This window comes from Erwinia sp. MYb416 (assembly GCF_037479575.1).
GTDB lineage: Bacteria > Pseudomonadota > Gammaproteobacteria > Enterobacterales > Enterobacteriaceae > Erwinia > Erwinia rhapontici.
Genome location: NZ_JBBGYT010000391.1, coordinates 1 through 858, shown reverse-complemented (window position 1 = coordinate 858; position 858 = coordinate 1). Strand labels below are relative to the sequence as shown.

General features: G+C 54.8%; 1 protein-coding gene. It reads right to left on the bottom strand.

Going from position 1 to position 858, the window contains the following annotated elements; translation table 11 throughout:
* Positions 1–173 precede the first annotated feature (173 nt).
* Positions 174–858, bottom strand: a 685-nt coding sequence (locus tag WH277_RS05515; protein ID WP_339504887.1) for a GMC oxidoreductase, incomplete at its 5' end; no start/stop codon positions are given.

The following is an 858-nucleotide window of genomic DNA, read 5'->3' as shown; positions in this document are numbered from 1 at the left end:
CGTAATGACCGCGCTCAACGGCTGCTGCATCATCTGCGGTGAGCGGGTGTTTCATCAGAATCTGGTCATTTGCGACATTGTCGGCGCGCGTATTGCCGTTTTGATACAGCAGAACACCCGCCACCACTGCTGCAACGGCGAGGGTACCCACCGCTAATTTGATTTTATTCATATCACACCTTCACCAGCGGGCCGGGGGTTTTCAGGTACTGCTCAATGATGGCTTTCGCTGTCCACAGACTGAGTGCACCAATGGTACCGGTCGGGTTATATCCGGCGTTATTCGGGAAGGAGGAGGCTCCAAGCACAAACAGGTTGTGCGCGTCCCAGCTCTGCTGATAACGGTTCAGCACGCTGGTTTTCGGGTCAGTTCCCATCACCGCTCCCCCGATGGTGTGATCGCTTGCAAAATTGTATGGCGAGTAATTGCCTGCGGCGGAGTTGGTACCAAGGACAATTTCAGCACCCATCGCCTTGCCAATCTCCACACTTTTTTCTTCGATAAATTTCGCTGAGCGACGGTCGTTCTCGTTGTAGTCGAAGGTGACGCGCAGCAATGGATTGCCGTTGTCATCGTTATATTCCGGATCCAGATCGAGGTAGTAGTCCTCGTGCGAGAAGCTGGTACCCTGGCCAAAAATAAAGGTGCCGTTCTGGAACGCATGGGTGTAAGCCTTTTTCCACGCCTTGCCCCAGCGTGGTGTGCCAGGAGGCAGTGCATCGGCATTGCCGATAGGGCGCGCGCCACGTGCCACTACCAGAATCCCGGCGCCACCAATAAAATCGAGATCGCTGTGATCGAAGTTATCGCCGTTGAAATCATCCACCTGCTGCGATAGCGCCCCGGCACCAATGTAC